Source organism: Polynucleobacter sp. MG-Unter2-18 (assembly GCF_018687675.1).
Taxonomy (GTDB): Bacteria; Pseudomonadota; Gammaproteobacteria; order Burkholderiales; family Burkholderiaceae; genus Polynucleobacter.
This window is the reverse complement of the sequence record NZ_CP061302.1, coordinates 258,078-282,857: the sequence shown is the minus strand read 5'-3', so window position 1 is coordinate 282,857 and position 24,780 is coordinate 258,078. Positions and strand designations below refer to the sequence as shown.

The following is a 24,780-nucleotide window of genomic DNA, read 5'->3' as shown; positions in this document are numbered from 1 at the left end:
ATTTTGCAAATTCAATCATTGCATTGTTACTTTTCAAGTTTTTCCATAAATTAAGAACAGAAACTCGAACACGAATAAGATTGTGGCATGAACTCCGCGAAAAATGCGCCCAATCCAGCAAAATTGACCCCCAATCTGGGGCTCAAGCACCGGAATAGCTTTGGTCTAGATTCCATGGCGGAATTCGCGTACGAGATCACATCCGCGGATCAGTTACCAGCCCTCATGAAAGAACTGGGGGATAAAAAACTTGCCTGGCGTGTATTAGGCGGTGGAAGTAATGTGATTCTTCCGGAGTCTTTGCCTGGAGCAACCATACTCATTAATATTCTCGGCCAAGATCTTGTTAAATCGGATGACACATACTCATGGCTCTCCGTGGGAGCTGGGGTCAATTGGCACGAATTGGTTTCCTGGACGCTAGAGCACAATCTCCCGGGATTTGAGAACCTCGCACTGATACCAGGCACTGTTGGCGCCGCGCCCATTCAAAACATTGGGGCGTACGGTGTTGAAATCGGCGAATATATCGACAGCATCGAGGTATTTGATTCTGCGGCCCATGCCTTTGTCACTCTCCCGCAAGAGGCCTGCCAGTTTGCCTATCGCGATAGCTACTTCAAGAAAAATCCCAATCGCTTTATCGTGACAAAGGTTGTTTTTAAAATTCCTAAGGTTTGGCACGCGCGATTACATTATGCCGATCTAGCAAAGCAATTTTCTGAATCAAACTCCAGCCCAAGTGCAAAGCAAATTTTTGATGCCGTCTGCACTATCCGATCCAAGAAATTACCAGACCCCAAGGTCATCGGCAATGCTGGAAGTTTTTTCCAAAACCCGATTGTCAGCAATGAACAATGTGAGCAACTGATCCAGCAATTTCCGAATCTGATTTCTTATCCAGATGACAATGGCAAACGCAAGTTAGCAGCTGGATGGCTGATTGATCAATGCGGCTTTAAAGGCAAACGTATTGGCACTGTCGGCGTTTATGAAAAGCAAGCGCTAGTGCTAGTGAATCATGGTGGCGGGACATCGACCGATATCCTCAATCTGGCAAAAAGTATTCAAGAGGAAGTCTTGAAGAAATTTAATGTAAAACTCGAGATTGAGCCAAATATTCTGTAGCTTTACCTCAGTAACTCAACCTTAGTAAACTCAACCTCTACCTGGCCTTCAGCCAAGCGTACCTGAAACGCATTTTCTGTATTGAGCTCGTTGGGATTACGCACTGCATGCATTGCCTGCTCCTCTTTACTCAGTATGACGGCATAGCCACGCTCTAGAGTTCTTTGCGGGTTCAGCATTTCAAGTTGAGACTGGAAATGGCTTTGATCACGCTTCCAATTTTCAACTCTGACTAACCATGCTTGATTGAGTCGTTTTTGCCAGCCACTGATTTGCTCACGCATGCGATCAGGGTTGGGCAAGGCATGACTGAGACGCAAAGCCAATTGATCTAAGGTTTGTGCTTCGCGCTCTACTCGCTGACTTACTCTTTGCAGCAAAGCTTGCATGATGGCATCTAACTCTTGCAACATTTGATCGCGTCGTGGCGCCGCCAATTCTGCCGCGCCCGTAGGAGTTGGCGCTCGCAAGTCAGCAACAAAGTCGGCTATCGTGACATCGGTTTCATGCCCAACACCGCTCACAATCGGAATAGGTGATTGCGAAATCGCGTATGCCAACTGCTCATCATTAAATGCCCAGAGATCTTCAATACTGCCACCACCACGCACCAACAAAATCACATCGACTGCATTTTCTTTTTCAGCGGCCTTCAGCGCAGAAATAATTCCAGCGGGCGCATCTGGTCCCTGCACCAATGTCGGGTAAATCACAATCGGTATATGCGGCGCTCTTCTGGCCAATGTACTCAACACGTCATTTAAGGCTGCTGCTTGGGGTGAAGTAATAATGCCGATCGATCTCGGATGAGTTGGAATGGGGCGCTTATTCTCAAGATCAAATAAGCCCTCTTTGGCAAGTTTGGCCTTGAGCTTCAAAAAGGCTTCGTAAAGACCGCCCATGCCTGCACGTCGCATGCTTTGCACCGTCAGCTGAATGTCCCCCCGCGGAACATAAAACCCGAGATTGGCAGCGACTTCGACTAAATCCCCAGATTGAGGCATAAATCCGACTTGGCCATTCCGACCGCGGAACATCACGCAGCGAATCTGCCCTTCTTCGTCTTTCAGCGAGAAATACCAGTGCCCACTGTCATAAGCCTTGAAATTGGAAATCTCCCCGCCCACCCAGACAGTATCAAAGCGCTCCTCTAAAGAGCCTGCAATGGCGCGGTTTAGATCGCCAACACTCAGAATTTCCTTTGATATTTCCGACATTTTTTCTCTTTTTCTACACAGCTAGCAGGCTGAGCGACCAATAAATATCCACAGAAGCCAATACGCCCTAGGTTGAATACTAAAAAGTAAGTAATTACTGACCCAAAACGTCTCATAAATCCAACAAAATAAATGCAAGCCATTGATTTATATCAATAATTAATCAGACTAATTTTAGGATGTTTCCCCTAATATTGCCTACTTTGACCATTAATCAAGGACTTACAGCACTCTTACTGAAAAGTTTTGCACAGAGTTATCCACAGGCTAGCTTTATGAAAACCGGTTTTTAATTCAGCTAAAGTACTGAGCTTATGTACTCAATCTTACTGTCTGCGGGCTGGCCTATCTGGCCCCTCCTCCTCATCTCTATTATCGGACTGGCTATTGTCATTGAACGTGCCTGGTATTTGCGGCAAATTCATATATTCCCTAAAGACAGTTTAGAAATAGTTTTTGGCCTCGCCAATGCCATTTCCCAACAAAAAACAGTCTCAGAGCCTGAAATTACTGCCATTAGTCAACTTTCACCTGTAGGCAGTCTGTTTGCCTGCACCCTTCGAGAAAAAGCCTCAGGCAGCTCTGCAGAATCCGCCTTAGAAGAATTACAAGCCAGTGCTCAGTCCACTTGGTTAAGGCTAGAGCGCTATCTTGGAGTCTTGGCCACTATTGCGACCATTGCCCCCCTCTTGGGACTCTTTGGAACCGTTGTCGGCATGATTGAAATATTTGGCAGTCAGGGCGTTGGCAGTCCTCAACAATTAGCGCACGGCATCTCCATTGCTCTGTACAACACCGCTTTTGGATTGTTGATTGCGATTCCCGCTCTAGCTGCATGGCGGGGTCTGCGAGCGATGGCAAATCAACGCCAGCATGAGTGCGAAGAATTTACACGTCAACTATTTAAGAAACTCTATCCACATTCTGCGGATACAAAATGAGTTGGTTAGAAAGTAAGCTTCAGCATCGCGGTCAATTTTCACTAGGGGTAAGGACAGCTCCGGTTGAGCCCGAGATTAATCTCATTCCCTTTATTGATGTGCTGTTGGTTGTGCTGATCTTTTTAATGATCTCCACTACGTTTACCCGCTACCAAGAGCTAGCGATCACCCTACCTACTGCCAATGGCGCAGCAAGTCAGTCGGAGGTGAAACAAATTCATATTGCAGTCAGTCGTGATGGGCGCTTTGCCATTAATGGCAAGGTGACTGACCGGAGCCAATTGAGCAATAGCCTCCATGTGCTCAACGAAGACAATGCCGTCCAAGTCAATATCGATGCCGATGCTAAAGCCCCCCATCAAGCCGTTATGAGCGCTTTAGAGGCAGCGCGTGATGCCAACCTAGCAAATATTGTATTTAGCAGTCAAACTACCAAGAAGTAATTCAACATACCAAAACATTGCGCTTAACTAGTCGCCTTTAATGTCATCCAAAAAAAAATCTTCTTTCTTCAATAAGGCTCCTCGGTTTTGGGAAAGGCGTGGGCCAATCAGTCTTGTGCTTTGGCCCTTATCCAAAGTGTATGGTTGGGTAAACCAAGCCTTAGATCTACTGAATGAGTTGAATTTAGGTAGACGCAAACCACAAGCGGTACCTATCATTATTGTTGGCAATATCCGAGTTGGTGGTACAGGTAAAACGCCCATCGTGATTGCATTAGCAGAGCGACTCGCACGCATGGGTTGGAAGCCTGGGATTATTAGTAGAGGTTATGGTGCAACTGCATCGAGCACACCCCGCCAAGTAAAAAGCGACTCCCATCCCTCTGAAGTCGGCGATGAACCCGTCTTAATTGCTCAGCGCACAGATAACCAGTTTCCGATTTGGGTCCACCCCAAACGAACCCTCAGCATTCAGTCTTTGCTAAAACATGACCCCTCAGTGAACGTCATCATTAGCGATGATGGCTTACAGCATAGAAGCCTACTACGCTGGCCTGCTCGCGAAGGCGGTCGTGATATTGAATTTGTAGTGCGTGATCAACGCGGCGAAGGTAATGGCTTCTTGCTGCCTGCTGGCCCCTTACGTGAGCCTGCATCACGCGAGCGAGACGCCACTCTAAAGACTAGAGCTATAGCGCCTTCAAATCACATCGATGAATATTATTTGGGGCGACGCGCTTTTACGCTGAGTAGTCTGCTGGGTACACCCTATCAACTGAATAATCCAAATAACACCCAGTCACTAGCGACTATTGCCGATAAGTACCTTCCAAACAAAATCACTGCTGTTGCCGCAATTGGTAATCCACAGCGTTTTTTTGATGACTTACTGAAGCATGGTGTTGCAGGCAAGTGTATTGGTTTGGCTGATCACGCTACCTTCACCCCAGAATTTTTCTCTGCCATCCATGCTGAGTGCATCCTCATAACCGAAAAGGATGCCGTAAAATGTACCTCAATACAGGATGAACGCATTTGGGTGGTTCCGATGAGTTTAGAGATTCCAAATACATTAGCAGAATGGTTGCAGTCTATTCTGCAGAGACCCGATCCAAATCAATACACTTTATAAAAGATAGCAAAGATCAAATATGGACAAGCGCTTATTAGAGATTTTGGTCTGCCCTTTGTGCAAAAGTACTTTGCATTTAGATGCAGAAAAACATGAGCTCATCTGCAAAGCGGATCGCCTGGCCTACCCGATTCGTAATGACATACCTGTCATGCTAATTGATGAAGCTCGCAGCCTTTCTGCTGATGAAATTAATTAAGCATTGATTAACCATTATCAAACGAATGAGTATTAACGCCCCAGAGTTTTTAGTAGTTATTCCTGCAAGACTGGGATCCACTCGCCTACCTCGTAAACCACTCGCTGACATTGGTGGTAAGCCCATGGTGATTCGGGTAGCAGAACGTGCGCAGCAATCCAATGCCCAAAGTGTGGTGGTTGCGACTGATTCACCAGAAATTCAGGCAGTGTGTGATCAATATCGTATTGAGTGTTTGTTAACTAGTGCCGATCATCCAACAGGCACAGACCGCATTGCAGAAGTGGCGCAACTGTTAAAACTTCCAGCAGATACTTTAGTGGTCAATGTTCAGGGCGATGAACCACTGATTCCTCCAGAGCTGATCAATCAGGTTGCGCAAACTTTAGCTGATAATACCGCGTGTGCGATTTCAACTGTGGCAGTACCCATTGTTGATACCGCAGAAATTACCAACCCTAATGTAGTTAAAGTAGTCCTTAACCGTGCCAATGAGGCACTCTACTTCTCTAGAGCCACTATTCCGTTTGTGCGGGATCCTGACTCGAAGCAAGCCATCACCCATTTACGTCATTTGGGTATCTATGCCTACCGTGCCGACTTTTTAGAGGCTTATACCCGCCTTGATCCTGCGCCACCAGAGCAAACAGAGGCTCTAGAACAACTTCGCGCCCTCTGGAATGGCTATCGTATTGCCGTCCATACAGCCAGTGAAGCCCCACCAGCAGGGGTTGATACAGCTGAAGACCTCGAGCGGGTACGCCGCATCTTGGCCAGCTAGCCCAGAATCGGGTCACTCAGGGGTTCTCGGGGATAATCCTAAGAATTGATAACAAAGGATCCCGAAAAAATACGGGACAATGAGGACTTCTAAGGGGAAAACAATGCGCTTAATTCTGCTCGGTGCACCAGGTGCTGGCAAAGGAACACAAGCTCAGTTCATTTGCGAAAAATTTGCCATTCCACAAATCTCGACAGGCGACATGTTGCGCGCTGCCGTAAAAGCTGGAACTGAACTTGGCATTGCTGCTAAAAAAATTATGGATGCCGGCGGCCTTGTTTCCGATGACATCATCATTGGCTTAGTAAAAGATCGCTTAACTCAACCCGATTGCAGCAAAGGTTACTTGTTTGACGGTTTCCCAAGAACGATTCCCCAAGCACAAGCCATGAAAGATGCTGGCGTACCAATTGATTACGTTTTAGAAATCGATGTGCCATTTGAAGCCATCATTGATCGCATGAGTGGTCGTCGCGTTCATCCAGCATCAGGTAGAACCTATCACGTGACCTTCAACCCACCAAAAGTAGAAGGCAAAGACGACGTGACTGGTGAAGCTTTGATTCAGCGTGATGATGATAAAGAAGAAACTGTTCGCAAGCGCTTGCAGGTGTATAACGATCAGACCCGTCCGCTAGTGGAGTACTACTCTACTTGGGCAACGCAAAGCAATACATCTGACAAAGTAAAGGCTCCGGCCTATCGCAAGGTTAGCGGCACGGGTAATGTTGATGACATTACTGCTTCTATTTTTGCAGAATTGAAATAATTTCCTTCTGTAGAAGCAAAAAGGGCTGCAATGCAGTCCTTTTTTATTTGATGAATTCTCTATTTTTTAATGCAACTCTTATTTAAGTTCTTTCAGCGCACTCTCAAAAGATTCAATATCAGCAAAACTTCTGTAGACAGATGCAAAGCGAATGTAAGCCACTTTATCCAGGCGCTTGAGTTCACGCATCACCAACTCACCTACGCGTTCACTTGGGATTTCTTTTTCACCTAAGCTGAGAAGCTTTTCTTCAATACGAGCAATCGATTCATCAACTGAGTCAGAAGAGACTGGGCGCTTACGTAATGCCAGCTTGACTGAGCTGACCAACTTCTCGTGACTGTATTCAACACGACTGCCGTTCTTCTTGACGATTGCTGGCAGCACTAGCTCTACACGCTCGTAAGTCGTAAATCGTTTATCGCACTTTGCACAACGGCGACGACGGCGAATGGTATCGCCTTCGTCCGATACCCGGGTATCTAGTACCTGAGTATCGTCGTTATGGCAGAAAGGGCAGCGCAATGTGGTTCTTCTTTATGTTTTAGTTAGACTAGTTATTTGTATTAGCCGTAAACAGGGAAACGCTTAGTCAACTCAGCAACTTGCGCACGAACCTTAGCGATATTGTCAGCATCATTTGGATTATCCAAAACATCTGCAATGAAATTACCCACTTGGCGCGCTTCAGCCTCTTTAAAGCCGCGCGTGGTCATGGCTGGTGAGCCTAAACGAATACCACTAGTCACCATTGGTTTTTCTGGATCATTCGGAATGCCATTCTTATTGCAAGTAATGTGCGCTTCGCCCAATACACGCTCAGCTTCTTTACCAGTCATCTTCTTGGCACGTAAGTCCACCAACATCACATGAGAATCTGTGCCACCAGAAACAATCCGCAGACCACGTGAAATCAAAGTCTCAGCCAATGCTTTTGCATTTGCAATCACTTGTTTTTGATACTCAATAAAGCTAGGCTCTTGCGCTTCTTTAAACGCTGTTGCCTTAGCTGCGATCACATGCATCAATGGACCACCCTGTAGACCTGGAAATACTGCAGAGTTAATTGCTTTCTCGTGCTCAGCTTTCATCAAGATGATGCCGCCGCGAGGGCCACGCAAACTCTTGTGTGTTGTGGAGGTAACGATGTCAGCATGCGGCACTGGATTTGGATACACACCAGCAGCAATCAAACCCGAGTAATGGGCCATGTCCACCATAAAAATGGCGCCGACTTCTTTAGCCAACTTACCAATTCGCTCCCAATCGATCACGAGAGAATAAGCAGATGCACCAGCAATAATCAATTTAGGTTTGTGCTCACGAGCTAAACGCTCCATTTGCTCGTAATCGATCGCTTCGTTTTTATCGAGACCATAAGAAATCGGGTTAAACCACTTACCACTCATATTCAACGCCATACCATGGGTCAGGTGACCGCCTTCAGCCAAACTCATCCCCATGAAGGTATCACCAGGTTTCAGGAAAGCCAAAAATACCGCTTGGTTTGCAGAGGCGCCGCAATGGGGCTGAACGTTCGCCGCTTCAGCACCATACAAAGCCTTCACTCGATCAATCGCCAACTGCTCAGCTACGTCGACAAACTCACAACCGCCGTAATAACGCTTGCCTGGGTAGCCTTCAGCATACTTATTGGTAAGCTGAGAGCCTTGCGCCTGCATCACTGCTGGTGAGGCATAGTTCTCAGAAGCAATCAATTCGATATGGTCTTCCTGACGCTTATTCTCATTCTGAATTGATGCCCACAATTCAGGGTCAGTTTTAGCTAAGGTGTTTTGGCGGTCAAACATGGTCATAATCCTGATGAAGTTGTATTGCTGAGTGAATTAACTTAGTAAAATCAACCTACATCATACAAAATCCACCATGACACCTACTCAAGATCTCTCATTTCTCTCTCTCGTCCTGAATGCCAGCCTATTAGTCCAGTTAGTAATGTTGTTATTACTTGGCATGTCTGTAGCCTCTTGGACCATCATTTTTAAGAAAACCGCCATTCTGAGAGGGGTAAGACGCGATACCGAGCGCTTTGAGCGGGACTTTTGGTCGGGTGGCGATCTGAATACCCTATTAGAGGCCGCTCAGCGCAATACCCGTGGTGATGCAGTTCTAGAGCACATCTTTGAAGCAGGCATGCAGGAGTTCATGAAAGTTCGTGAAATCGACGCCGCCCGCCGCGCCATGAAAGCCACCTACCAGCGCGAAATGGACATGCTAGAAGCAAACCTACCCTTCTTAGCCTCCGTAGGCTCAGTCTCACCTTATATCGGCCTCTTTGGCACCGTTTGGGGCATCATGCACGCCTTCCGCGGTCTGGCTAACGTACAAAACGCCACTCTGGCAGCAGTCGCTCCTGGTATTGCTGAAGCGCTTGTAGCTACTGCCATCGGTCTCTTTGCTGCTATCCCTGCGGTAGTTGCCTATAACCGCGCTGCAACCGATGTGGATCGCCTAGCGATTCGTTTTGAAACCTTTATTGAAGAGTTCACCAACATTTTGCAACGTCAAGCTTCAGGCAGATAAGCATGGCTGGCTCACTCAGAAAATCTTCTAAGCGTCGGGCAATGGCCGACATCAATGTGGTTCCCTACATTGATGTGATGTTGGTATTGCTGGTCATCTTTATGGTGACCGCGCCCATGGTAAATCCCGGTGTTGTGGATTTGCCAACAGTTGGCGGTGCAAAAATGCAAACCTTGCCCCCTGTCTTTTTGACGATTGATGCCAATGAGAATGTCATCGTACGCAAAGACGGTGATCCAGTTCAAACTTTAAATAAATTTGAACTTGGTGCATTTGCAAGAGCACAAGCAGAAAAATCTGCTGAACAGCCTGTTGTTCTTGCTGCAGACAAATCCATTAAATATGAAGTCGTGATGGAAGTGATGTCCAAGCTTAAAGAGAATGGTGTGAAGCGTGTTGGCCTTGCCGTAAAGAGCCAATAAGCCTCTTTGTATTGCATAAATGAATAGCGCACAAACATTTCATTCCAGCCCATCAAAATTTAAACGAGGGCGCCCTACTAAAAACGAAAGCACTACACGTGCTTTTAGTTTTTCACTGGCTGCGCACTTAGGCTTACTTGCTTTCTTGGTGATTGGCATTAGCTGGAATAACTCAACTCCTTCAGGGGTTGAAGTTGAACTTTGGGATGCAAGTCAACAAGTTGAAACGCCAGTCGTTCCTGAAGTCAAAACAGAGATGAAAGAGGAGGCGGCCGACATCGCTATCAAGAAAAAACCTGTTGAACAAGTGCCTCCCAAAAAAGAAATAGCAAAAGAAGTTCCTAAGGCTATAGAACCGCCTCCATCACCTAAGGAGAAAGTAAAAGAGGTTCCAAAAAAAGAAGTCCCCAAACCAGTACAAACACCTCCACCTCCAAAGGAAAAGGGGAAACCCAAAAAAGCTGATCCTCCTCAAAAAGTGGAGGCCAAATCACCAGCTGAAACTAAAGCCAACGCTGCCGCTGAAAAAGTACGCGCAGATCAGCTGGCACGCTTACGCGCAGCGGCTGGCGCTGAAGGTGGTAGTGGCGGAACCAGCGGTAGTGGTGTTGGCGGTGGCGGCAATGCACCTCCCGGCTGGACAGATAAAGTTGTCAAGAAAGTCAAACCGCTCATTGTGTTTAATCCAGAATCTATCAGCGGCAACCCTGCGGCAGTTGTTAAGGTTAACCTGGCACCAGATGGTGCAATCTTAAGTACAGATCTCGTGAGCTCCAGCGGTAATGCAGGATGGGATCGGGCCGTTCTCCTCGCACTCACTCGCGCAGAAAGTCTGCCGAAAGATGACAATGGCAAAATTCCTCAAAGAGAAGTAAAGCTGACCTTTAAACCCAAGGACTAAAGCATGTTGCAAGAAGCTAAAAAATATTTTTCATTGACAGCATCAGTATTCGTAGTGATGTTGTACATGACTGGCATGAGCCCTTCAGCTCAAGCGCAAATGAATATTCAAATCACCGGCGTAGGGCAGTCTCTTTATCCCATCGCCGTGATGCGCTTTAAGGACGAGAGCAAGCTCCCAACCAGTGTGACGGACATCATTCGCCAAGACTTAGCACGTAGCGGTTATTTTAAAAATACCGAGAACGGCAATGCTAGCGAAAGTGACGAAGGCACACCGAGCTACAAATCTTGGGCAGCTCGCGGTGCAGATGCCCTAGCTGTGGGTTCCGTGGTGCAGACTGGCACGGGTCAGTTTGAGATCCGCTATAAGCTTTTTGATATTCGTAAATCCGAAAGCCTTGGTGGCTTGAATATCAATTCCAGCGCAGACAATTTACGCGCAGCAGCTCACAAGATTGCTGATGACATCATCTTCAAATTATTGGGTGAGCGTGGCATCTTCTCGACACGCCTCTCCTATGTCATTAAAGAAGGTAAACGCTATCGTTTAGTCATCTCCGATGCGGATGGTCAAAATATTCGCAATGCCATGAACAGCGGAGAGCCAATCATCTCTCCATCGTGGTCTCCTGATGGCAAGAAAGTAGCTTACGTTTCCTTTGAAGATCGCAAGCCGGTCATTTATGTTCACGAGCTCGCGACTGGTCGCCGCATCCCACTCTCCAATCAAAAGGGCAATAACAGCGCTCCAGCTTGGTCACCAGATGGCAAGAAGCTAGCGATCTCCCTTTCAAAAGATGGCAATACCCAGATCTACAGCATCAACGCTGACGGAACAGGCTTACTCCGCCTTACTCGCGGCTCTACGATTGACACCGAACCCCAATATTCAGCTGATGGTCGTTACATCTACTTCACGAGTGATCGTGGCGGCAATCCCCAGATTTATCGCATGAGCGCTGAAGGCGAACAGGTTGAAGGTGCCAAACGTATTACCTTCAAACAGGGTTTTGTAACTTCTCCACGCATTTCACCAGATGGCAAGTATCTTGCTTACATCGCCAATATTGGTGGCGCCTTCCGCCTATACATTCTCAATCTGGCAACAGGCGATACCCAAGCGCTCACTGATGGAACTAGCGATGAGTCCCCATCTTTTGCGGCAAACGGTCGTTACGTTCTATATTCCACGAAGGTGAGTGGTAAGCGAGTTTTGGCTGCAGTCTCAGTTGATGGAAATTCTAAGCAGATATTAAGCATCCCAGGATCTGACGTACGTCAGCCATCTTGGGGACCATTTATGGACTAAGTCTCACTAGGCCATAGTTCGGCAGCCAGATCTTTCTGGCGAAATAGCAAATATTGAGCTCTTAGGGGCATAATATTGGCTATTAGCTTATTTAGTTACTCAGTTTGTAGGAAAAGGACAGATCATGAACATCTCTATTGCACGTCGTGCCGCAACCCTCACTCTCGTTGGTGTAACAGCTTTATTTTTGGCAGCTTGCTCCAGCGTCAAATTGGATGATGTTGATGGCGCTAATGGCGGTGGTGGTAGCGGTAACTTTGGCTCACAGCCATGGAATGATCCAAGCAGCCCCCTCTTTCAGCGTAGCGTGTACTTTGATTTAAATGAGTACACCGTTCAAACTAAATACCAAAAACAACTCTCTACTCATGCCAGCTTCTTGAAAGCCAATCCTCAGCAGAAGATCATCATTCAAGGTAATACTGATGAACGTGGTACTGCAGAGTACAACTTGGCATTAGGTCAACGTCGTTCAGATGCTGTGCGTAAGTCACTCAATTTGATGGGCGTTTCTGAGAATCAAATGGAAGCAGTGAGCTTTGGTAAAGAAAAACCAAAAGCTGAAGGTGATAACGAAGCAGCTTGGGCAGAAAATCGTCGCGCGGACATTGTTTACATCACAAACTAATGACTAAGCTCTCATACTCTTTTAAACAAACGCTCTCACGAGCGTTTTGTTTAAGTGCCGCCGCTCTTTGCTTAAGTGCTTCCAGCAATGCATGGGCCCTCTTTGCCGATGATGACGCACGCAAAGCTATCTTAGATTTACGTAAATCCTTTGCAACTGCCCAGATGGATTTACAAAATCAGATTGAAAAACTCAAAACTGATAATGCGGAGCTGCGAGGCAAAATTGAAAGCCTTGAAAAGCAAGGTGACGATATCAACACAAGTCAGAAGACTTACTACCAAGATCTGGATACACGCCTTGGTAATTTTGAGCCCCGCACTGAGACTATTGAAGGTATTAGTGGCACCGTTCAACCTGGTGAGAAAAAAATCTACGATGATGCTCTAAAAGCATTCCAGGCAGGCAGTCTCAAGAAGGCAGATGAGGGCTTCTCAGCCTTTGCGAATCGCTACCCTAAGAGCCCATACGTACCGCTGGCACTCTTTTGGAGTGGTAATAGCAAATACGCAAATAAGGACTACACCGGTGCAATTGCTCAGCTACAAAGCCTTATTAAGCGCTACCCAACACATCCCCGCATTCCATCAGCCATGCTGACACTAGGTAATGCGCAACTAGAAAGTGGTAATAAGGCAGCTGCCAAGAAAACTTTTACTGAGATTATCAGCAAGCATCCTGATACTGAAGCAGCTAAAGATGCACAAAAACTTCTTGCTGCCACAAAGTAAGCAATCAATAAAAATATATTCGTACCATGTCTAAGTTGTCAGCTGCGTTTCAGAATATTGCTCCACGCAAACCTAATGCGCCAGCTGTTATCTTGTTTTCAGGCGGCTTAGACTCCAGCACCATTCTGGCTCTGGCAAAAGACCTTGGTTATGCGCCCTACGTTTTGTCAGTTAGCTACGGCCAACGACACTCCTCTGAATTAGCAGCAGCAAAACATATTGCTAAGAAAATGGGTGTTGTGCGTCATGAGGTGGTGAATTTAGATCTCACGCGCTTTGGTGGTTCAGCCTTGACTGACTCATCCATCGACATTCCGATTACCCCAGGCAAAGAGCTAGAAATCCCCGTTACTTATGTTCCTGCTCGCAATACGATCTTGCTATCACTTGCTTTAGGCTGGGCTGAATCATTAGGCGGATTGGATATTTTTTATGGCGCCAATGCCGTTGATTACTCAGGCTATCCAGACTGTCGCCCAGAATATGTTGCTTCATTTGAGACTATGGCGAACTTAGCCACTAAGGCTGGTGTGGAAGCAATCAATAATGAGAATCGCTTTCGGGTTTATGCACCGATCATTAGCATGAGCAAAGCAGAAATCATTCAACTGGGCACTACTTTAGGCGTCGACTACTCGCAAACCGTTTCTTGCTACCAAGCAAATGATTTGGGTGAAGCTTGTGGAGAATGTGAATCTTGCCGTCTACGACAGATAGGGTTTAAGCAAGCCAATTTAAGCGATCCTACTCGATATCAAAAGAAGTAAAGCTCTGCAAGCTACTTAGCTTACTTAGCTTGTGTTTCCATCATGCGTGCCACATAACGCGCAATTAAATCTACCTCTAGATTCACCGTATCACCCTGCTTTAGCTTACCCAAAGTAGTGTTCTCAAGCGTATGAGGAATGATATTAATATCCACTATGCAAGCATCGTTACTGTCTTGTGTTTTGTTAACTGTTAAGGAAACGCCATTAACAACAATCGATCCCTTGTATGCCAAGAATGGGGCTAAAGCCTTGGGGGCTTCAACTTGCAGCAGCCAAGAACCATAAGCATCATCAACAACCGTTGCAAAGTGCGCAACCTTGCCAACCCCATCCACATGACCGCTCACCAAATGACCACCTAAGCGATCATTGAGTCGTAGGGCTTTTTCTAGGTTCACCGGTCCTACTTTATCTAGACCAATCGTCTTATTCAAAGACTCGCGTGAGATGTCTAAGGCAAAGGTAGTATCAGTCAATTCAGTAGCCGTCATACAGGCACCCTGAATCGCAATACTGTCACCCAAAGCTACATCATCAAGATACCCAAAAGGTACTTCAACTACCAAGTGTAGGCCATCGCCTTTGGCTTGAGCGCTTTTGATTTGACCAACCGCAGTAATAATTCCAGTAAACATAGTGAGATCTTAGATAGAGTTTTGTAATTTTTTGAGAAAGTTTTTTCTTGTTATTTCTTGTTACTTCTTATTTGCAGTTTCTTGCTTAGACGTAAACGAAGATCAGGTCCAAATAGAGTTTGATCGATGATTTGCCAATCTTGACGTTGGTCTAAGTCAGTCAGCGGAGTGATGTTCGCCATACCAATTCCATCACCCATAAAGAAGGGAGCGTAATAGAGCAAGAGCTCATCAACACAATCTTCTCTCAGCAAGGATCCATTTAATTTAAATCCAGCCTCGACATGGATTTCATTCATGTGGCGCTCTTTTGCTAAATACGAAAAGAGTTTTGGTAAATCTACCTTGCCATTAACGTTAGCCATAGCAATCACTTCAACACCGAGAGCCTTGAACGCTTTTGCCTTATCTTGGCTCTCCTGAGAATCCAATGAAGCGCAAACTAAGATGACGCCTGATCCGTCGGAGCTACTCAATACCTTTGCGTTCAGCGGTGTCTCGAGCCTGGAGTCCACAATGATTCTCCAAGGCTGGCGGTCAGTCTTGACATCTCTAACGTTGAGACTTGGGTCATCCTCTTTAACGGTACCTACACCAGTCAATATGGCACAAGCTTGAGCACGCCAATGATGGCCATCTGCCCTAGCTAAGGAGTCTGTAATCCATTGACTTTGGCCATTTGGTAAAGCTGTCTTGCCGTCTAAGCTGGCGGCAATCTTTATGCGAACCCAAGGCAAACCTCGAATCATCCTGGAGATGAATCCCTGGTTCAATGCTTGAGCCTCAGATTCCAATAAACCACAACGCACATCAATGCCAGCAGCCTTTAGTCGCTCGAGTCCTTTGCCGCTAACCAAAGGATTAGGATCAGACATCGCCACAATCACTAAGGCTGGCTTAGCTGCAATTAAGGCATCGACACAAGGCGGCGTTCTACCAGTGTGATTACAGGGCTCTAAGGTGACATAGATCGTTGATCCAACAGCATCAAAACCATTCACCTTGACATCAGCCAGCGCCTGAACTTCCGCGTGGGGTCCACCCACTCTTTGAGTATGTCCACGCCCAATCACTGCCCCGTCTTTCACAATGATGCATCCGACCCGTGGGTTGGGATTCGATAGATAAAGGGCATTTTGAGCCTGGGCTAATGCCTGGCTCATAAATTGGCGGTCAACTTCGGTGTACATGGGTCTATTAAAACCGATTGTGGGCACAAGCAGCAAATTTACCCATCCTACTTGCAAGCTTTGGAGTCCTTGCGCGGATCACAAATTCGCCAGCGTCCACCGCTGCCCAGTATGAGCTGTCGCTCGAGCCCAGAATCTCGGTCATGACCCAATATCAACCGGTTAGCCACAAATCCCCCTTGGGCTGTTTTAGCAGCACCGGCAGCAGTAAACAAAATGCCTCTCTTGGATGTATTAGGGTCGGTAAACTGCTTACCCCCTCCTTTGAAATACACCTGCACAAGATCACCTTGTGAAATCCAGTGCCGCTCAGTGCAACTTAACTGTGGCTGGCGCTCATCACAAACATTTTTAACCACCCAACCCTCCTCCCAAAGTAGCCCATGTAATGGAGTAATGCGGACAGGCGCGCCCAATAGCAATGCTTGAGCTCTTGCAAATTGAGCATGCGCAATAAAGCGTCTGGCAATGATGTCGATTTCTCGAGCGGCCATTTGTTCATGCAATAGAGGTAATGTCGATATCGCAATTATGGCGATGATTAATACAACTGTCATCAACTCTAACAAGCTATAACCCTGATCTTGCTTATTCAAAGTTCTGGCGCCAATTGACTCGTGTAGCAATATGGGTTTTGTCATCAAGGAATATGAGGGCCTCTAACCTGGGCTTTGACTTGCTAGATATCAACCAAAGATTTTTTCCAGCAGACTGCAGATGGCAAGCAGGATTTTCTAGGGCGGTGATATTAGAAAGATGTTGTTCACATTCATTGAGTGCTTTTTCTGCCGCAATAAATTCTTTTTGAGATTCTGCATAAGTATTGACGCTTATCACCTCAAGCGCAGCTAAGCGCTCCAACTGCATTACCAGCATAGAGAGTAGCGTCAGTAGCGATAGAACCCAAGCAATAATCACAGTAGATTGCGAGTGGTAAATATTCGTTCAAACTTCTGGTGAATGGATACACCATCAGTCATCTCCAGCCTTACTCTAAAGGCCTTACTAGCATTTGCTGGGAGCGATTCAAAGGAAAGATGGTGAATGCCATTCATCAAGGTCGTATTTTGAATTCGGCCTTGTCGATCTAGTGATTGGCAGATCAATGAGCCACCGTTGACCTTTACACCTTTGGGCGCAGATGCTTGTCGATCCACTAAAAATCCTTGCTGAGCTAAATTATTTTTAGTACGTTCTTTTGACAAAGTATTGCCAATGCAATCAAAGTCCACCCCTTGAGAAATCTCCTGTTTCACCATCAGCGAATCGGATCCTCGATATCCGTTATTTTTCTGAACCTGAAGGTAATCAATCGAAGCAGTATTTTTTCTTGCAGATGCAGTGGATACATGAGTATTTTGATAACCCGCCATCCGAATAGCGCGCCCAATCAATTCCAATGCGCGATCTGCTTCTACAGTCAAAGACTGTGATTTTTCATACTGAATTTGCTTGGCGATGAACTCGCCACTACTTTTTATGAGTGGTGCGACTAAGGTCAGGGAAAGGGCGAGACCGACGAGACACTCCAATAGATTCATCTGCTAACTTTCGTGAATTTGGGTTTAAGTTTTTTAATTGTGCGGCGGCCAATATGGTCAGCTCATGTCTATCCATCTCTTTTCTAAGCTCCGCCTTTTTCTCTTGCAGTTGACCTAAGCGCAAAATCATCCCCTGGTAGATATTGCTCAAACCGATCCAGCTGCTTGCTACTAGGCTCATTGCCACCAGAACCTCTAATAAGATGAATCCATTGGCTTTGGCATTAGATTTCAGAGAGGATGGGGATTTTTAAATAAGAGAAGGCATAGACTATTTTCTCGAGACTAGAGAGGCAAAAATAGTCCTTTCATGGGTGCTCACTGTCAGAAAAAACTGGATATTTCTCCAATATTGGTCCTAGGATCCCAGCCCAAAGCCCAAAACCCCCTCCTCAGCTTAAAATGGAAGGCTATGCAAAATAACCTCGCTTCAACAGAAGAAATCGTTGCCGAGCTCAAAGCCGGCAAGATGGTCATTCTGGTCGATGAAGAAGATCGTGAAAACGAAGGCGATTTAGTGCTCGCTGCTGACCATGTCACTCCTGAAGCAGTCAATTTCATGGCTAAGCATGGTCGTGGCTTGATTTGTCTTACTCTGACACGTGAGCGCTGCCAACAAATTAACCTGCCATTAATGGTGCGGGACAACGGTACCTCGATGGGGACGAATTTCACTGTTTCGATTGAGGCGGCTAGTGGCGTGACTACTGGCATCTCAGCAGCAGATCGTGCTCACACCATTAAGACCGCCGTTGCTGCAAACGCAAAACCGAATGATCTAGTTCAGCCAGGCCATATTTTTCCCTTAATGGCTCAACCTGGTGGCGTACTGATCCGCTCTGGTCATACGGAGGCTGGATGTGATTTAGCTGCCATGGCTGGTTGCTCCGCCACCGCCGTCATTTGCGAGATCATGAAAGACGATGGCAGTATGGCGCGCTTGCCAGATTTGCTCAAGTTTGCAGAAGAACATCGATTAAAGATTGGCAGTATTGCAGATCTAATTCAATATCGCAGCCAACACGAGAGTATTGTGGTGCGCGAGGGTGAACGTGAATTCAACACTCCCTGGGGTAAGTTTCACGGAATCATTTATCGAGATACGCCAAGCTCTTGTATCCACTTGGCACTGGTGCATGGCAAGCCATCGGAAGGTGAAGAAACACTAGTCCGCGTTCATGAGCCCGTCACAGTATTGGATTTCTTGGACTCAAATGTCAGCACCCACTCCTGGCCCCTAGCTCAAGCTTTGCAGAAGTTAGCTGCGGCATCCTCTGGCGTGGCAGTCCTACTCAACGCTTCGGGCGTTGCAGCCCCTAATGATGCAGATTGGCTAGCCCAGTTTCATAAATTGAATGGCACTCATGCTGAAGCAGCAGAAAAACCATTAGCTCGCAAAACTGATTTCCGTAGTTATGGCATTGGCGCGCAAATCCTCAAAGATATTGGCGTTGGCAAAATGCGTTTGCTCGCTAACCCCAACCCAGTACCTAGTCTTTCCGGATATAAGCTTGAAGTTACCGGTTACACCCCATTTGAATCAAAAAAATAAGTAATTTCAGGAAATATGATGAATACATCTAATGATGAATCTGCTGTAGGCGTACTCGCTACTGACCTCAACGGGCAAGACCTGCGCGTCGGTATTGTGCAAGCGCGCTTCAATGAAGAGCATTGCCTTGCCTTAACGACTGCGTGTATTGAAGAGTTAATCAAACTTGGTGTATCCCAATCTGACATCAAATTAGTCACCGTGCCAGGCGCACTGGAAATTCCTTTTGCTCTACAGAAGCTTGCTGAAACAGGCGAGTTTGATGGTTTGGTTGCATTAGGCGCCATCATCCGTGGTGAGACTTATCACTTTGAACTCGTGTCCAATGAATCTGGTGCTGGCATTACCCGTGTATGCCTTGAATCTGGGTTACCAATCGCTAACGGTGTTCTCACCTGCGAGACGGATGAGCAAGCTCAGATACGTGTTCAAGTAAAAGGCGCAGACTGCGCAAGAGCGGTTGTTGAAATGGCTAATCTGGCTTTAGCCCTTACTCCCGATATTGATTTTGAAATCAATCCTTCAGAAGAGCAATTCCTAAGATGAATAAAAACGTCCCCAGCTCACAGGCGTCACCTGGTACGCCGAGCACACCAAGCGCACCTAAGCGCTCACTCACACCACGTCGTCGTGCTCGTGAATATGCTTTACAAGGCGTTTATCAAAGCCTAGTCATGCGCCGCGCAGGAAGCCTTCCGAATGCTGCAGCAATCGCTAAGCAATTGGCTGAAGATCCTGGATTTCGCCGCTGCCAGCATGATTTGTTTCAGGGTATTTTTGTTGGAGTACTAGAGCGCACCGATGAGCTAGAGGGTCTCATTACCCCAGCACTCGATCGCCCTATTAACGAGCTCTCTCCTGTAGAGCATGCCGCCCTTCTAATTGGCACCTATGAGCTTGCTATTGATTTGGCTGTTCCCTACAAAGTGGCTATTAATGAAGCTGTGGAATTAGCTAAAACATTTGGCGGTACTGATGGCCATAAATACGTCAATGGCGTACTAGATCTCCTAGCTCAACAGTTACGTAGCACTGAGGTAAATGCGAGTTAGAAGCAAGACTCAATCAGATCTCACCCCCTGCGCCTTCAAGAGGTCCAGGGGGTTTATTTTGTCCATAGCTTTGAGTGGTAATCCAAACTACACTAAGGGATAAAATAAAAATATCTTTTTACCAAAGAGACGCCATCATGCAGAAAACAGATATCCGAAAATTACTGAAAGATCCAAGCCTATTTAAAGAAGAGGCTTTCATTAATGGCGCCTGGTTTAAAACAAATTCTGAAAACACTTTTGCGGTTCACAATCCCGCTACTGGAGATCTGATTGCAGATGTTAGCAATCTTGAGCCCAGGGATGCTGAGCAAGCAATTGAATCCGCAGAGCATGCCCTTCAAAGCTGGAAGAGCAAAACTGGAAAAGAGCGCGCTCACGTGATGCGCAAATGGTTTGATCTGATTACTCAGAATACCCAAGACCTAGCGACCATCATGACCCTAGAGCAAGGAAAGCCACTCACTGAAGCAACTGGTGAAGTAGCTTATGCCGCCTCTTTTGTAGAGTGGTTTGCCGAAGAAGCGAAACGGGTTGCTGGATCTATTCCAAGTACTACTTGGGGCGATAAGCGCATGATGGTCATGAAACAGCCAATTGGGGTATGTGTTGCTATCACGCCTTGGAATTTCCCCATTGCTATGATTACGCGCAAGATTGCACCAGCAATGGCATCAGGCTGTACTATTGTAATTAAGCCAGCTGAACTAACACCACTTAGCGCCTTAGCCTTGGCAGAGCTTGCTCAACGAGCTGGCGTTCCAGCGGGTGTCATTAATATTCTTACTGCAGATGCCAAACAATCTATTGTAATTGGTAAAACACTCTGTGCATCGCCTATCGTCCGCCATCTATCATTCACCGGCTCAACTGAAGTTGGGCGAATATTAATGGCGCAATGCGCTCCTACAGTAAAGAAGTTGGGTCTAGAGCTCGGAGGTCATGCCCCCTTTATTGTTTTTGAGGACGCTGATATTGATGCGGCTGTTTCAGGTGCGATGGCATCTAAGTATCGAAACTCTGGTCAAACCTGCGTTTGCGCAAACCGCTTCTATGTTCACAAAAAAGTGCAGGATGAGTTTGTTGAAAAGTTTGCCAAAGCCATTGAAGTCATCAAAGTGGGCAATGGTATGGTGCCTGGCAATACTCAAGGACCGTTGATTGAGCAAGCGGCTTTAGATAAGGTGGAGAGGCATGTAGCCGATGCCATTAGCAAGGGTGCAAAACTCATTGTTGGTGGCAAGCCATCGCCTTTGGGCGGCACTTTTTATGAGCCAACCATTTTGTCTAACGTGACTAATGACATGCTCATTACCCATGAAGAGACCTTTGGGCCTGTAGCTCCAATCATCCCATTTGAAAGTGATGAGGAGGCGATTAGGCTGGCTAACAATAGCCAGTTTGGCTTGGCATCCTATTTTTATAGTCGTGATATTGGTCGCATCTGGAAAGCTGCTGAAGCGCTTGAATACGGCATTGTGGGTGTCAACTCCGGAATCATCTCCAATGAGGTGGGGCCATTTGGCGGAATTAAACAGTCAGGTTTAGGCCGTGAAGGGAGTGCCTACGGTATGGATGAATACCTAGAGCTCAAATATATATGCCTTGGTCTCTAAGCTAATATCAGAAAAAAATAAAGCCACTTCATTGTGGCTTTATTTTTTCTTGTAGACCAAGTCCCACACGCCATGTCCTAGCTTAATACCGCGGGTCTCGAACTTGGTAGTTGGTCTATATGCAGGTCTCTCGACGTATCCAAGATGCTTGGCATCAAGTTGTTCGATAGTGGGCCTGAATTCTTTAAAGGACTCTTTAGCAGACTCAATCTTACCGGCAACATCAGATGCTGAAAAAGTTTCAATACTAATTTGCTCATGAGAGGTATTCACTAAAGTAGACTCAGCATTTAAGACCAACAACATTTGCTCTGCATAGTTTTGCCAATCGGTCGCGAGATGTAAATAAGCTCCGGGCTTTAAACGAGAAATTAATAATTTTACGAACTCTGCTTGAATCAAGCGACGTTTATGATGACGCTTCTTATGCCATGGATCTGCAAAATAGATATGAATACCATCTAAGGAATTTAGCCCAAGCATCTGCTCTAAAACCTCAACAGCATCATGACGAATCAAACGTAAATTAGTGAGATTGTTTTCGCCAATTAATTTCAGCAATGCACCTACCCCAGGAGGATGCACTTCAATTGCCAAGAAATCATCTTCAGAACGCATAGCAGCAATCCTGGCAGTAGTCTCGCCCATGCCAAAGCCAATTTCTAATATCTTGGGGTGCGATGAGCCATTAAATGCTTTCGGTAAATCTAAAATAGCTTCCTGAAAAGGAATCAAAAACTGGGGTCCGATCTCATCAATAGCACGTTGCTGACCAGCAGTTGTCCTTCCCGCCCTTAAAACAAAGGAGCGGATACGATCAAAATGCTTCTCTGATTTTTCTAGAGACAACTTATGAAACCACCTTCTTAAAGTAAGCAATCGTCTCTTGAAGGCCATCCTCTAGATTGACCTTAGGCTGCCAGCCAAGCTTTACTTTGGCTAATTCAATATTGGGTTGGCGCTGCTTCGGATCATCGGAAGGTAATGGTTGATGAATGATTTTAGATTTACTACCTGAGAGCCTCAAAATAGTTTCGGCTAGCTGAAGCATGGTGAATTCACCAGGGTTGCCAATATTGACTGGCCCCGTAAAACCCTCCTCGGAGTTCATCATTTTGACCATGACATCAATCAGATCATCTACATAGCAAAAGCTTCTAGTTTGCTGACCATCCCCGTAGATGGTGATGTCTTTACCCTGTATGGCCTGAACAATGAAGTTGCTCACTACACGACCATCATTGGGATGCATGCGAGGACCGTAAGTATTAAAAATGCGTACTACTTTGATGTCTAACTGATGCTGGCGGTGATAATCAAAGAATAAAGTTTCCGCGCAGCGCTTGCCTTCGTCATAGCAAGAGCGAATGCCAATCGGATTGACCTTGCCCCAATATTCCTCTGTTTGGGGATGTACTTCAGGGTCACCATAAACTTCACTGGTAGATGCTTGCAAAATACGTGCTCTAATTCTTTTAGCTAATCCAAGCATATTAATTGCGCCATGCACGCTAGTCTTAGTTGTCTGCACGGGATCATACTGATAGTGCACTGGTGAGGCTGGACATGCCAAGTTATAGATCTGATTAGTTTCTACGTAGAGTGGAAATGTCACATCATGGCGCATCACCTCTAAATGAGGGTTTGGCAATAAGTGCGCTAAGTTTTGCTTAGTACCGGTAAAAAAGTTATCAACCACCAACACCTCATTGCCCTCTTTCAGAAGCTTCTCGGTGAGATGGGAGCCTAAGAAGCCGGCCCCGCCGGTGATGAGGATTTTTTGATTTCGATTGTAGTTTGGCATAATTTTATTTTGAAAAAGGTGTATTCCAGCCAGCCGAACGATAGGCATAAACCACTTCGCCCAGCACGATAGAAAGTGATGTCATAAAAGATATTAATCCAAGTACAAAGGTCCAAATGACGTAAGTAGCTTGCAATGAACGCACTGCACCAGCCTGAAAGAAAAATAACTCCAGAACGGTTAAGGAGATAAATACCCCACTCAGGACGTCAAAGAAGATCGCAGCTGTACAAAGACGACCGCGAACCTTTGCCTCATTCGCCTCCTTCATCATATGAGTCAGTATTGCTTGATCCTGAATGCCGCCCTCCTGTATTCGATGCTGAATAGCGCGCATACGGTCAACTGAGCGAGCCAAGCGTGCGGAAATTGCATTAATCAAAGTGGCTACTGCCGTTAACAAAAATACTGGGGCTAGTGCCAACTGAATGTTATTCGTAATTGCATCAATCGATACATCCATACTTATTCCAATCTACCTCTATTAATATTCAAAGTCATTTTATGGTCTAGTGAGACCAGGCAACTAAACCGCTATAGGCGCTTATCAAAACTAACAACCCAAAGATAATGCGATACCACGCAAAGGGAATGAAGTTGTGCCCAGCAACGTAATGAATCAGCCAGCGAACACAAATGAAAGCTGACACAAAAGCGGAAATAAAACCAACCACAATCGCCCAAGTAAATTCATCCGATAAAGTCACAGGATTTTTCCAGAGCTTCAGTAATTCATAGGCTGTTGCACCACCAATGACAGGTATCGCCAAGAAGAAAGAAAATTCCGTGGCTACTGCACGTGGCAAGCCAAAAAGCATGCCGCCAATAATAGTTGCCCCTGAGCGAGATGTCCCCGGAATCAAAGCAGCGCACTGAGCCAGCCCTACCTTCAATGCATCCAAGGGAGTGAGGTCATCTACCGACTGAATGTGATTTTTGCTCAAAACAACTGTTTGCTGACGTTTCTCGGCCCAAAAAATCACTAGAGCGCCTACTATAAAAGCGCTAGCAACTGGAATGGGGGAAAATAGCACTGCTTTAATGTGCTTACCAAATATGAATGCCAAACCCATCGCCGGAACTGAAGCAATCAATAGGTTCAACACAAAACGTCGTGATATTGTGCTGGTCTGAATAGTCGAAGCCACCTTCCAAAGCTTTTCTCGGAACTCCCAACAAACGGCCAAAATCGCACCGAACTGAATAATGACCTCGAAGGCCTTCCCTCGCTCGTCATTGAAATCAAGCAAGTCACCAACCAGAATAAGGTGGCCCGTACTGGAGATTGGCAAAAACTCAGTTAAGCCCTCGACTACCCCCAGTATTACTGCTTTACTTAGCAAAATTAGATCCATAAGCCTAATTTTATAGATAGATGAAGATGCACTGAAGATTTTGCAAAATAAGGCTCAAATAGCTAATTTGTGCGAATAAGCCTTAAACTGCATGGCATATTGAAAAGTATTCGAATTA

Annotated in this window: 30 protein-coding genes; 18 read left to right on the top strand and 12 right to left on the bottom strand. The window is 46.1% G+C overall.

Going from position 1 to position 24,780, the window contains the following annotated elements; all coding sequences use genetic code 11:
• Positions 1 to 87 precede the first annotated feature (87 nt).
• Positions 88 to 1,128, top strand: coding sequence for a UDP-N-acetylmuramate dehydrogenase (murB, locus tag C2759_RS01505; RefSeq protein ID WP_215355708.1), 1,041 nt, complete (start codon positions 88 to 90; stop codon positions 1,126 to 1,128).
• Between the two features lie 2 nt (positions 1,129 to 1,130).
• Here the strand turns inward: murB and xseA are convergent, their stop codons facing one another.
• The gene (gene xseA, locus C2759_RS01500) at positions 1,131 to 2,345 is read right to left on the bottom strand and encodes an exodeoxyribonuclease VII large subunit (RefSeq protein ID WP_215355706.1); all 1,215 of its coding nucleotides are present in this window, start codon (positions 2,343 to 2,345) and stop codon (positions 1,131 to 1,133) included.
• 314 nt (positions 2,346 to 2,659) lie between these two features.
• Here xseA and C2759_RS01495 point away from each other — a divergent pair, with 314 nt between their 5' ends.
• From C2759_RS01495 to adk, 6 genes are all read left to right on the top strand, one after another.
• Entirely contained in the window at positions 2,660 to 3,286 is a 627-nt protein-coding gene (locus C2759_RS01495; protein ID WP_215355704.1) for a MotA/TolQ/ExbB proton channel family protein, read from the top strand.
• A complete protein-coding gene (locus tag C2759_RS01490; RefSeq protein ID WP_215355703.1) occupies positions 3,283 to 3,729 on the top strand; it encodes a biopolymer transporter ExbD in 447 nt (148 codons plus the stop codon). Before C2759_RS01495 ends, C2759_RS01490 begins: the two co-directional genes overlap by 4 nt.
• A 40-nt stretch (positions 3,730 to 3,769) precedes the next feature.
• A complete protein-coding gene (gene lpxK, locus C2759_RS01485; RefSeq protein ID WP_215355701.1) occupies positions 3,770 to 4,861 on the top strand; it encodes a tetraacyldisaccharide 4'-kinase in 1,092 nt (363 codons plus the stop codon).
• A 19-nt stretch (positions 4,862 to 4,880) separates the two neighbouring features.
• Complete coding sequence (locus C2759_RS01480; protein ID WP_046329565.1) at positions 4,881 to 5,060, top strand: Trm112 family protein; 180 nt, start codon at positions 4,881 to 4,883, stop codon at positions 5,058 to 5,060.
• 31 nt (positions 5,061 to 5,091) lie between these two features.
• Positions 5,092 to 5,841, top strand: coding sequence for a 3-deoxy-manno-octulosonate cytidylyltransferase (gene kdsB / locus C2759_RS01475; RefSeq protein ID WP_371816917.1), 750 nt, complete (start codon positions 5,092 to 5,094; stop codon positions 5,839 to 5,841).
• A gap of 103 nt (positions 5,842 to 5,944) precedes the next feature.
• Positions 5,945 to 6,610, top strand: coding sequence for an adenylate kinase (adk, locus tag C2759_RS01470; protein WP_215355698.1), 666 nt, complete (start codon positions 5,945 to 5,947; stop codon positions 6,608 to 6,610).
• A 78-nt stretch (positions 6,611 to 6,688) separates the two neighbouring features.
• Here adk and nrdR read toward each other — a convergent pair whose 3' ends face one another.
• A complete protein-coding gene (nrdR, locus tag C2759_RS01465) occupies positions 6,689 to 7,135 on the bottom strand; it encodes a transcriptional regulator NrdR (RefSeq protein WP_046329561.1) in 447 nt (148 codons plus the stop codon).
• A 41-nt stretch (positions 7,136 to 7,176) separates the two neighbouring features.
• The gene (gene glyA, locus C2759_RS01460; RefSeq protein WP_215309024.1) at positions 7,177 to 8,421 is read right to left on the bottom strand and encodes a serine hydroxymethyltransferase; all 1,245 of its coding nucleotides are present in this window, start codon (positions 8,419 to 8,421) and stop codon (positions 7,177 to 7,179) included.
• A gap of 76 nt (positions 8,422 to 8,497) precedes the next feature.
• Between glyA and tolQ the strand changes: the two genes are divergently transcribed.
• The 7 genes from tolQ (at position 8,498) to queC (ending at position 13,914) form a co-directional block, all read left to right on the top strand.
• Complete coding sequence (tolQ, locus tag C2759_RS01455) at positions 8,498 to 9,154, top strand: protein TolQ (protein WP_215355696.1); 657 nt, start codon at positions 8,498 to 8,500, stop codon at positions 9,152 to 9,154.
• 2 nt (positions 9,155 to 9,156) lie between these two features.
• Positions 9,157 to 9,576, top strand: a complete 420-nt coding sequence (gene tolR, locus C2759_RS01450) for a protein TolR (protein WP_215355694.1) — start codon at positions 9,157 to 9,159, stop codon at positions 9,574 to 9,576.
• 19 nt (positions 9,577 to 9,595) lie between these two features.
• Positions 9,596 to 10,477, top strand: a complete 882-nt coding sequence (locus tag C2759_RS01445; RefSeq protein ID WP_215355692.1) for an energy transducer TonB — start codon at positions 9,596 to 9,598, stop codon at positions 10,475 to 10,477.
• A gap of 57 nt (positions 10,478 to 10,534) precedes the next feature.
• Entirely contained in the window at positions 10,535 to 11,788 is a 1,254-nt protein-coding gene (gene tolB, locus C2759_RS01440) for a Tol-Pal system beta propeller repeat protein TolB (protein ID WP_215356602.1), read from the top strand.
• A 124-nt stretch (positions 11,789 to 11,912) separates the two neighbouring features.
• A complete protein-coding gene (gene pal, locus C2759_RS01435; protein WP_215355691.1) occupies positions 11,913 to 12,416 on the top strand; it encodes a peptidoglycan-associated lipoprotein Pal in 504 nt (167 codons plus the stop codon).
• On the top strand, positions 12,416 to 13,147 hold the full coding sequence (gene ybgF / locus C2759_RS01430) for a tol-pal system protein YbgF (protein WP_215355689.1): 732 nt from the start codon (positions 12,416 to 12,418) through the stop codon (positions 13,145 to 13,147). Before pal ends, ybgF begins: the two co-directional genes overlap by 1 nt.
• A 26-nt stretch (positions 13,148 to 13,173) precedes the next feature.
• Positions 13,174 to 13,914, top strand: a complete 741-nt coding sequence (gene queC / locus C2759_RS01425; RefSeq protein ID WP_215355687.1) for a 7-cyano-7-deazaguanine synthase QueC — start codon at positions 13,174 to 13,176, stop codon at positions 13,912 to 13,914.
• 20 nt (positions 13,915 to 13,934) lie between these two features.
• On the opposite strand, the gene C2759_RS01420 is transcribed toward queC, so the two are convergent.
• Genes C2759_RS01420 through C2759_RS01400 form a run of 5 tightly spaced genes read right to left on the bottom strand, consistent with a single transcriptional unit; the run spans position 13,935 to position 17,283 of the window.
• Complete coding sequence (locus tag C2759_RS01420; protein ID WP_215355686.1) at positions 13,935 to 14,552, bottom strand: riboflavin synthase; 618 nt, start codon at positions 14,550 to 14,552, stop codon at positions 13,935 to 13,937.
• Between the two features lie 50 nt (positions 14,553 to 14,602).
• Positions 14,603 to 15,742, bottom strand: coding sequence for a bifunctional diaminohydroxyphosphoribosylaminopyrimidine deaminase/5-amino-6-(5-phosphoribosylamino)uracil reductase RibD (gene ribD, locus C2759_RS01415; protein WP_215355684.1), 1,140 nt, complete (start codon positions 15,740 to 15,742; stop codon positions 14,603 to 14,605).
• A gap of 47 nt (positions 15,743 to 15,789) precedes the next feature.
• A complete protein-coding gene (locus tag C2759_RS01410) occupies positions 15,790 to 16,338 on the bottom strand; it encodes a GspH/FimT family protein (RefSeq protein WP_251366991.1) in 549 nt (182 codons plus the stop codon).
• The gene (locus C2759_RS01405) at positions 16,331 to 16,660 is read right to left on the bottom strand and encodes a hypothetical protein (RefSeq protein ID WP_215355680.1); all 330 of its coding nucleotides are present in this window, start codon (positions 16,658 to 16,660) and stop codon (positions 16,331 to 16,333) included. The genes C2759_RS01410 and C2759_RS01405 overlap by 8 nt, the downstream gene beginning before the upstream one ends.
• Positions 16,657 to 17,283, bottom strand: coding sequence for a hypothetical protein (locus C2759_RS01400; protein WP_215355678.1), 627 nt, complete (start codon positions 17,281 to 17,283; stop codon positions 16,657 to 16,659). The genes C2759_RS01405 and C2759_RS01400 overlap by 4 nt, the downstream gene beginning before the upstream one ends.
• Positions 17,284 to 17,695: 412 nt before the next feature.
• On the opposite strand from C2759_RS01400, the gene ribBA reads away from it, so the two are divergent.
• From ribBA to C2759_RS01380, 4 genes are all read left to right on the top strand, one after another.
• The gene (ribBA, locus tag C2759_RS01395; RefSeq protein WP_215355676.1) at positions 17,696 to 18,835 is read left to right on the top strand and encodes a bifunctional 3,4-dihydroxy-2-butanone-4-phosphate synthase/GTP cyclohydrolase II; all 1,140 of its coding nucleotides are present in this window, start codon (positions 17,696 to 17,698) and stop codon (positions 18,833 to 18,835) included.
• Positions 18,836 to 18,850: 15 nt separating this feature from the next.
• Positions 18,851 to 19,381 (top strand): 6,7-dimethyl-8-ribityllumazine synthase, encoded by a 531-nt coding sequence (gene ribH / locus C2759_RS01390; protein ID WP_215355674.1) that lies wholly within the window; start codon positions 18,851 to 18,853, stop codon positions 19,379 to 19,381.
• The gene (gene nusB, locus C2759_RS01385; RefSeq protein ID WP_215355672.1) at positions 19,378 to 19,887 is read left to right on the top strand and encodes a transcription antitermination factor NusB; all 510 of its coding nucleotides are present in this window, start codon (positions 19,378 to 19,380) and stop codon (positions 19,885 to 19,887) included. The genes ribH and nusB overlap by 4 nt, the downstream gene beginning before the upstream one ends.
• Before the next feature lie 137 nt (positions 19,888 to 20,024).
• Entirely contained in the window at positions 20,025 to 21,503 is a 1,479-nt protein-coding gene (locus C2759_RS01380; protein WP_215355670.1) for an NAD-dependent succinate-semialdehyde dehydrogenase, read from the top strand.
• Between the two features lie 39 nt (positions 21,504 to 21,542).
• Here C2759_RS01380 and trmB read toward each other — a convergent pair whose 3' ends face one another.
• The 4 genes from trmB to C2759_RS01360 are packed head-to-tail and all read right to left on the bottom strand — an operon-like array spanning position 21,543 to position 24,662.
• Positions 21,543 to 22,352, bottom strand: coding sequence for a tRNA (guanosine(46)-N7)-methyltransferase TrmB (gene trmB / locus C2759_RS01375; RefSeq protein WP_251366990.1), 810 nt, complete (start codon positions 22,350 to 22,352; stop codon positions 21,543 to 21,545).
• A 1-nt stretch (position 22,353) separates the two neighbouring features.
• The gene (locus tag C2759_RS01370) at positions 22,354 to 23,307 is read right to left on the bottom strand and encodes a UDP-glucuronic acid decarboxylase family protein (RefSeq protein ID WP_215355666.1); all 954 of its coding nucleotides are present in this window, start codon (positions 23,305 to 23,307) and stop codon (positions 22,354 to 22,356) included.
• 4 nt (positions 23,308 to 23,311) lie between these two features.
• Complete coding sequence (locus tag C2759_RS01365) at positions 23,312 to 23,770, bottom strand: DUF2721 domain-containing protein (protein WP_215355664.1); 459 nt, start codon at positions 23,768 to 23,770, stop codon at positions 23,312 to 23,314.
• 46 nt (positions 23,771 to 23,816) lie between these two features.
• Positions 23,817 to 24,662, bottom strand: a complete 846-nt coding sequence (locus C2759_RS01360) for an undecaprenyl-diphosphate phosphatase (protein WP_215355663.1) — start codon at positions 24,660 to 24,662, stop codon at positions 23,817 to 23,819.
• Positions 24,663 to 24,780: the final 118 nt, after the last annotated feature.